The organism is uncultured Aquincola sp. (assembly GCF_964001545.1).
Classification (GTDB): Bacteria; Pseudomonadota; Gammaproteobacteria; order Burkholderiales; family Burkholderiaceae_C; genus Aquincola.
Genome location: NZ_CAXFDV010000732.1, coordinates 1 through 6955 on the forward strand (window position 1 = coordinate 1; position 6955 = coordinate 6955).

Annotated in this window: 8 protein-coding genes; 6 read left to right on the plus strand and 2 right to left on the minus strand. The window is 69.5% G+C overall.

The annotated features are described in order from the left end of the window. Positions 1 to 865 (minus strand): histone deacetylase (locus ABNT58_RS25670; protein ID WP_348756217.1); only part of this gene is annotated, 865 nt, incomplete at its 3' end. A 192-nt stretch (positions 866 to 1057) separates the two neighbouring features. On the opposite strand from ABNT58_RS25670, the gene phaP reads away from it, so the two are divergent. Beyond that, positions 1058 to 1618, plus strand: coding sequence for a TIGR01841 family phasin (gene phaP, locus ABNT58_RS25675; protein ID WP_348756218.1), 561 nt, complete (start codon positions 1058 to 1060; stop codon positions 1616 to 1618). Positions 1619 to 1728: 110 nt separating this feature from the next. On the opposite strand, the gene ABNT58_RS25680 is transcribed toward phaP, so the two are convergent. After that, positions 1729 to 2610: a patatin-like phospholipase family protein gene (locus ABNT58_RS25680; protein ID WP_348756219.1), complete on the minus strand. Its 882-nt coding sequence runs from the start codon at positions 2608 to 2610 to the stop codon at positions 1729 to 1731. 136 nt (positions 2611 to 2746) lie between these two features. On the opposite strand from ABNT58_RS25680, the gene ABNT58_RS25685 reads away from it, so the two are divergent. The 5 genes from ABNT58_RS25685 to ABNT58_RS25705 form a co-directional block, all read left to right on the plus strand. Further along, complete coding sequence (locus ABNT58_RS25685; protein WP_348756220.1) at positions 2747 to 3514, plus strand: sulfite exporter TauE/SafE family protein; 768 nt, start codon at positions 2747 to 2749, stop codon at positions 3512 to 3514. A gap of 7 nt (positions 3515 to 3521) precedes the next feature. Next, positions 3522 to 5213: a nitrite/sulfite reductase gene (locus ABNT58_RS25690; RefSeq protein WP_348756221.1), complete on the plus strand. Its 1692-nt coding sequence runs from the start codon at positions 3522 to 3524 to the stop codon at positions 5211 to 5213. A gap of 18 nt (positions 5214 to 5231) precedes the next feature. After that, on the plus strand, positions 5232 to 5741 hold the full coding sequence (locus ABNT58_RS25695) for a DUF934 domain-containing protein (RefSeq protein WP_348756222.1): 510 nt from the start codon (positions 5232 to 5234) through the stop codon (positions 5739 to 5741). A 1-nt stretch (position 5742) separates the two neighbouring features. After that, positions 5743 to 6489: a phosphoadenylyl-sulfate reductase gene (locus tag ABNT58_RS25700; protein WP_348756223.1), complete on the plus strand. Its 747-nt coding sequence runs from the start codon at positions 5743 to 5745 to the stop codon at positions 6487 to 6489. Positions 6490 to 6497: 8 nt separating this feature from the next. After that, the coding region (locus ABNT58_RS25705; protein WP_348756224.1) for a phosphoadenosine phosphosulfate reductase family protein at positions 6498 to 6955 on the plus strand (458 nt) is incomplete at its 3' end.

Here is a 6955-nt window from a genome sequence, read left to right on the forward strand (position 1 = left end):
AGTCGTCGATCACATGCCCGTAGCCGCCCGCCATGCTGATGGCCACCGGCACGCCGCGCTCGCGGCAGGCGGCCAGCACGCGGCGGTCGCGCTCGGCCAGGCCGGCATCCGTGAGCTTGAGGCGGCCCAGCCGGTCGCCCTCGTGCGGATCGGCGCCGGCCAGGTAGAACACCAGCCCGGGCAGCGCCTGCGCGTGGCTCAGCCACAGCATGTGCAGGGCCTGGTCCAGCGTGTCGAGGTACAGCGCGTCGGTGCAGCCGTCGGGCAGCTCCAGGTCGAGGTCGCTGGCCTCCTTGCGGAACGGAAAGTTGCGCGCCCCGTGCAGCGACAGCGTGAATACGCTGTCGTCGTCGGCAAAGATGGACGCGGTGCCGTTGCCCTGGTGCACGTCGAGGTCGATCACCGCCACCCGCAGCAAGGGCCGGCGCTGGCGGTGGGCTTCGGCCTGCATCAGTCGGGCGGCCACCGCCACGTCGTTGAACACGCAAAAGCCGCTGCCCTTGTGCGCATATGCATGGTGGGTGCCGCCGGCCAGCTGGGCCGACACGCCTTCGGCCAGCGCAGTACGGGCGGCGCAGACGGTGGCGCCGACCGAGCGGCGCGAGCGCTCCACCATCGCCGGCGACCAGGGAAAGCCGATCTCGCGCTGCTCGGCCGCAGACAGCAGGCCATCGACCACCGACTGCACGTAGTGCGGCGTGTGGGCCAGCAGCAGCTCGTCGTCGGTGGCGGCCACCGCCTCGGTGAGCACCAGGCCGGGCACCTCGGCCTGCACCCGGTCGCGCAGGCGCCGGTACTTGGACATCGGGAACCGGTGGTTCGGCGGCAGCGGCAGCACGAAGTGGTCGGAGTAGTACGCCTGCATCGTGGGTCGATTGTGGCGGTCGGTGGCCGCCGGGCCCGGCCGGGGGTGTTTTAGGCCCCGGACCCTAGACTTTGCTGCGCCGCAACAAAACAGCTTGCAATGGGGCCAACGGTCCCTATACTTCAGGTCATGGTGCAGTGCAGCAAACGCTGTTCAGGCACCAGCAAGTCCCTGTTTCAAATGGAGAATTTCATGCTGACCCCTGAACAAATGCTCGCCGCCCACAAGGCCAACCTGGAAACCCTGTTCGGCCTGACCAACAAGGCGTTCGAAGGCGTCGAGAAGCTGGTCGAACTGAACATGCAAGTGGCCAAGACCGCCATGGGCGAAGCCGCTGAAACCACCACCGCCGCCCTGTCGGTGAAGGACGCGCAAGAGCTGATCGCGCTGCAAACCTCGATGCTGCAGCCCGTGGCCGAGAAGGCCGCTGCCTACAGCCGCCACGTGTACGACATCGCCGCCGCCACCAGCGCCGAAGTGACCAAGGTCGCTGAAGCCCAGATGGCCGACGCCCAGCGCAAGTTCATGAGCGTGGTCGACAGCGCCGCCAAGAACGCCCCGGCCGGCAGCGAAAACGCCGTCGCCCTGGTGAAGTCGGCTGTCGCCGCCGCCAACAACGCGTTCGAAAGCGTGCACAAGGCCGCCAAGCAAGCCGCCGACGTGGCCGAAGCCAACCTGACCGCGCTGACCAACACCGCTGTCAAGGCCGCTTCGACCACCGCCACCAAGGCCAAGCGCGCCACGGCCGCCTGATCTTCTGGTTGTCTCCTCGGTACCTTCCGGCGCAGGCCGGCGTACCGTTTCAAGGCCCGGTTCGCACCGGGCCTTTTTCTTTCATGGAGCCCCCACGCCCGAAGCGCGCCCTACCGGCTCGCCAGCGCCATCTTCTGCTTGATGGCCGGCAGCACCGCCAGCGCCGCCTCGCGGCCGGCGGCGATGGCCTTGCGGCGCACGGTGAAGTCGGCGCTCGAGACGCCCACCAGCTTCGGGCGCACCACCACGTCGGCGTCGCGCAGCTCGAAGGTGTTGATGCTGCGGCTCATGATGGCAAAGGTCTGCAGCAGCATGCGCATCGCATCGCCGGTGGCATTGCCGTCGGGCGGGCTGGAGATGTCCACCGCGATCACGAATTCGGCGCCCATCTGCCGGGCAAAGCGCACCGGCACCGGTGAGGCCAGGCCGCCGTCCACATACTCGCGGCCGTTGATGCTGACCGGCTGGAACACCGCCGGCACCGCGCTGGAGGCGCGTACCGCGGTGCCCGCGTCGCCGCGGCGGAACAGCACCGGCTCGCCGTTGTCCAGGTCGGTGGCCACGATGCCCAGCGGCATCGGCAGCTGCTCGATGGTGCGCTGGCCGGTCTGCTCGCGCACATAGCGCGCCAGCGCTTCGCCGCGGATCAGGCCGCGGCCCGGAAACGCCCAGTCGGTGATGGCCGATTCGTCCATCGCCAGCGCCACCTTGGCCAACTCGGCGCCGCTGCGGCCGGCGGCGTACATCGTGGCCACCAGGCTGCCCGCCGAGGTGCCGGCCACCAGGTCGGGCTTGATGCCGGCTTCTTCCAGCACCTGGATGACGCCGATGTGCGCAAAGCCGCGGGTGGCACCGCCGCCCAGTGCCAGGCCGATGCGCGGCGGGCGGGGTGGCGGGGGTGGCGCCGCCGGGGGCGGTGGCGGCACCGGGGCGGCCGGCGGCGGGGCGGTGGCACAACCGGCCAGTGCCAGCGCGCCCAGCAGCGCGAGCACACGGCGGCGGCCGCTTAATTCTTCAGAGGCATTAGCAAGCAACTTATTCGTTCTTCTCAAATATATATGCGGTCCCTACAGTGCCGGTCTGCGCACGGGAAGGGCCCGTGCATGCTATTGGACTTGCGGAACACACATGGACTGGATGGCAGTGCTCAGCGGCTTCGGCGTCGGTGCCATCGTCGGCATGACGGGCGTCGGCGGCGGCTCGCTGATGACGCCGCTGCTGATGGGCGTGTTCAAGCTGCACCCGGCAGTGGCCATCGGCACCGACCTGTGGTTTGCCGCCGTCACCAAGACCGGCGGCGCTGTGGCCCACCACCGCCACGGCCATGTGGATTACCGCATCACCGGCCTGCTGCTGGCCGGCAGCATCCCGGCGGCGCTGGCCACCATCGGGCTGATGCATGCCACCGGCATCACCAAGCAGTGGGCCGGCACCCTCACCTTCGCGCTGGGCATCGCGCTGCTGCTCACCGCGGTGACGGTGGCCTACCGCCAAGCCTGGCTGGCCATCGGCCTGCGGCTGGAGCGCTGGATTCCTGAATCGCGCAAGCCGCTGCTCACGCTGCTGTGCGGCCTGTTGCTGGGCGTGCTGGTGTCGCTCAGCTCCATCGGCGCGGGGGCCATCGGCGCCACGCTGATCCTGCTGCTATATCCTCGCCTGCCTGCCCACCGGCTGGTGGGCACCGACATTGCCCATGCGGTGCCGCTCACGCTCGTCGCGGGCATCGGCCACGCCACGCTCGGCAACGTCGACTGGAGCCTGCTGGCAGCGCTGCTGGTCGGTTCCCTGCCGGGCATCTGGCTCGGCGCCAGGCTCACCAAATCCATGCCCGAACGCCTGGTGCGCGCGCTGCTGGCTGCAGCGCTCGTCACCGCGGGCCTCAAAGTGATTCACTGAACCCAGCATGTACCAGTACACCGACTTCGACCGCCAGTTCGTCCGCGCCCGTGCGGCGCAGTTCCGCGACCAGCTCGAGCGCAACCTGCGCGGCGAACTGGGCGACGACGAATTCCGCCCGCTGCGGCTGCAAAACGGCTGGTACATCCAGCGCCACGCGCCCATGCTGCGGGTGGCCGTGCCCTACGGTGAGCTGGCCAGCCGCCAGCTGCGCCAGCTGGCCCGCATCGCACGCGAGTACGACCGCGACTACGGCCACTTCACCACCCGGCAGAACCTGCAATACAACTGGATTCCGCTGGACAAGGGTGCCGACGTGATGGACCTGCTGGCCGAGGTGGACATGCACGGCATCCAGACCAGCGGCAACTGCATCCGCAACATCACCAGCGACGCGCTGGCCGGCATCGCGCAGGACGAGATCGTCGACCCGCGCCCCTACTGCGAGCTGCTGCGCCAGTGGAGCACGCTGCACCCCGAGTTCGCCTTCCTGCCGCGCAAGTTCAAGATCGCCGTCACCGGCGCCGTGGAAGACCGCGCCGCCACGCTGTGGCACGACGTGGGCCTGCACCTGGTCAAGAACGAGGCCGGCGAGGTGGGCTTCAAGGTGTTCGTCGGCGGCGGCATGGGCCGCACGCCCATCATCGGCAGCCTGATCAACGCCTTCGTGCCCTGGCAGCAGATCCTGGTGTACCTGGAAGCGGTGGTGCGCGTGTACAACCGCTACGGCCGCCGCGACAACATGTACAAGGCCCGCATCAAAATCCTGGTGAAGGCCGAGGGCCAGAAGTTCTTCGACGCGGTGAACGCCGAGTTCCAGGCCATCCTGGCGCGCGACACCGACGGCGACGCCCAGATCATTCCGCAGGCTGAGTTCGACCGCGTGGCCGCCAACTTCGTGGTGCCGGCCGGCGTGGCCCCGGCCGATGAAGTGGCGCTGCCGGCCGATGCGCCGGCCGGCTTCGACCGCTGGCTGCAGCGCAACGTGGTGGGCCACCGGGTGGCCGGCTACCGCGCGGTGCAGCTGTCGCTCAAGCGGCCCGGCCAGGCGCCTGGCGATGCCACCGGCAGCCAGATGGACCTGGCGGCCGACCTGGCCGACCGCTTCAGCCATGGTGAGCTGCGCGTGACGCACGACCAGAACCTGCTGCTGCCCTGGGTGCGCCAGAGCGAGCTGTTCGCACTGTGGGAAGCGGCCAAGGCGGCCGGCTTCGCCTCGCCCAACATCGGCTACCTGACCGACATGATCGCCTGCCCCGGCGGCGACTTCTGCGCGCTGGCCAATGCCCGCTCCATCCCGCTGGCCACCGAGCTGACCGAGCGCTACCAGGACCTGGACGAGCTGCACGACATCGGCGACATCGACCTGCACATCAGCGGCTGCATCAACAGCTGCGGCCACCACCACAGCGGCCACATCGGCGTGCTGGGCGTCGACAAGGACGGTGCCGAGTGGTACCAGCTCACGGTGGCCGGCTCCGACGGCTCCACGCTGAGCGGCGGTGCCACGCCGGGCAAGGTCATCGGCCCCTCGTTCGCGGCCGACGAGATCGCCGACGCGGTGGAAGCCGTGATCACCACCTACAAGCGTGAGCGCGCCCCCGGCGAGCGCTTCATCGACACCGCCCGCCGCCTGGGCGTGCCGCCCTTCCGCGCCGCCGCCGACGCCGTGCGCCGCAGCACCGCCCGCGCCGCCTGAACCCGGACGAGACCGACCATGAAATTCATCGACTCCCATCGCGACGCCTGGCACACCGTGGTGGGCGAAGACGGCCCGATGCCGCACCCCAACCCGGGCCCCAACCGCCTGCTGACGCTGGAGCAATGGCATGCCGTGCGCGAGCACTGGCCAGCCGAAGTGAAGGCCGGCGTCATCGTGCCCAACGACGCCGACATCGAAACCCTGGAAGCCTGCCTGCCGCGCCTGGGCCTGGTGGTGCTGCAGTTCCCCAAGTGGGTGGACGGCCGCGCCTACAGCCAGGCGCGCATCCTGCGCCGCCGCTACCGCTTTGCCGGCGAAGTGCGCGCCACCGGCGATGTGGTGGTGGACATGCTGCCGCTGCTGCAGCGCACCGGCTTCGACGCCGTGGTGCTGCGCGGCGACCAGAAGCTGGACATCGCCCAGCGGCTGCTGGCCAGCTTTCCGGCGCCCTTCCCGGCCCACTACCAGGGCGACGTGCTGCAGCACCAGCCGCTGTTCGCCCGCAGCGGCGCGGAGCAGGCCTGAGATGAACGCGATCACCCTCAACGCCCGGCCCAGCGCCGACTTCGAGGCCAAGCTGGCCCGCACGCTGGCCGTGCTGCAGCAAGCCGCCGCCGAGCACCCCGGCAGCGTGGTGCAGGGCACCAGCCTGGGCGCCGAGGACATGGTGATCACCGACCTGATCGCCCGCCACCGGCTGCCCGTTGCGCTGGCCACGCTCAACACCCAGGCGCTGCACGACGAGACGGTGGCCCTGATCGGCCGCATCGAGCAGCACTACGGCCTGCCGGTGGAGGTGTTCAGCCCGCCGGCCGAAGCGGTGATCCACTTCGTGAACCAGCATGGCCCCAAGGCCATGTACCAGAGCGTGGAACTGCGCAAGGCCTGCTGCGGCGTGCGCAAGCTCGAACCGCTGGGCCGCATGATGGCCGGCCGCGACGCCTGGATCACCGGCCTGCGGCGCGAGCAGTCGAACGACCGCGCGGCGGTGGAGTTCGTGGAGCATGAGCCCAACGGCCGCACCAAGTACAGCCCGCTGGCCGAATGGGCCTGGGGCGACGTGTGGCACTACATCGGCCAGCACCAGGTGCCCTACAACCCGCTGCACGACCAGTTCTACCCCAGCATCGGCTGCGCGCCCTGCACCCGCGCCGTGGCCCTGGGCGAAGACTTCCGCGCCGGCCGCTGGTGGTGGGAGCAGGAAGGCGCCAAGGAATGCGGCCTGCATGTCCATGACGCCCCCGCCGAGGTGTCGACCCTGTTGAACCGATGAGCCCCACGATGAACGCTCCGCTTTCCGTCGAACAGCTGCTGCCGCAGCTCGACCATGCCCACCTCGACCACCTCGAGGAAGAGGCCATCTTCATCCTGCGCGAGGTGGCGGCCAGCTTCGAGCGCCCCGCCCTGCTGTTCTCGGGCGGCAAAGACTCCTGCGTGGTGCTGCGCCTGGCCGAAAAGGCCTTCAAGCTGCGCCCCGACCGCAGCCAGCCCAACGAGTTCAAGGGCAAGCTGCCGTTTCCGCTGCTGCACGTGGACACCGGCCACAACTTCCCTGAAGTGATCGAGTTCCGAGACCGCCGCGTGGCCGAGATGGGCGAGCGCCTGGTGGTGGGCCACCTGGAAGACAGCATCAAGCGCGGCACCATCCGCCTGGCGCATCCGCTGGAGTCGCGCAACGGCCACCAGACGGTGACGCTGCTCGAAGCCATCGAAGAACACCGCTTCGACTGCCTGATCGG